At 39.3% G+C, this 486-nt stretch carries 1 protein-coding gene; it reads right to left on the bottom strand.

Annotation, left to right across the window (positions count from 1 at the left end; all coding sequences use genetic code 11):
- A partial coding sequence (locus tag IQR33_RS25690; protein WP_193844182.1) for a TraB/GumN family protein occupies positions 1–288 on the bottom strand: 288 nt, incomplete at its 3' end.
- Positions 289–486 lie beyond the last annotated feature (198 nt).

Genomic DNA, 486 nt, shown 5'->3' with positions numbered 1-486 from the left:
ACGTTGAGCTCTGTCTAAAACATCTTTAGAAAGAATGGTTGTTTGTGGGTAAACCAAGCCTTCAGAATTCCTGACGTCTGCTTCAATAATCAACCCTGTGCTTTGGCTTAAATGCTGGATGACCGTTCTAGGGAGTGGGTACATCGTTTTATCCCCCACATGTACCGAGCCAATAATCATAAGTTCGGTTTCCCCTTTTTTTGCTAACCAATGCTGTGGCTCTGCATAAGATGAAAAAGGAGTCAAAGTAACAAGTAGAGATGATATGAGCGTCAAGAGACGAAACATAGAATGGTCCTCAGATAAGATACCTTTAAACTTTATACGCAAAATAGCGTGAGGTTAAGTGCAATTTCTCCAGTGGGGTATTCGACAAAATCGTCATTTCTAAAAATATTGACGAGTTTTGACGACGAATAAATGAGAGTCACTTCACGAAAGGTAAATAGGTAATTCGCTTACTAATGGTTCACAAAATAATTAGGC

The organism is Vibrio sp. OPT46, assembly GCF_015163535.1.
GTDB lineage: Bacteria > Pseudomonadota > Gammaproteobacteria > Enterobacterales > Vibrionaceae > Vibrio > Vibrio alginolyticus.
This window is presented reverse-complemented; position numbering and strand designations above follow the sequence as displayed.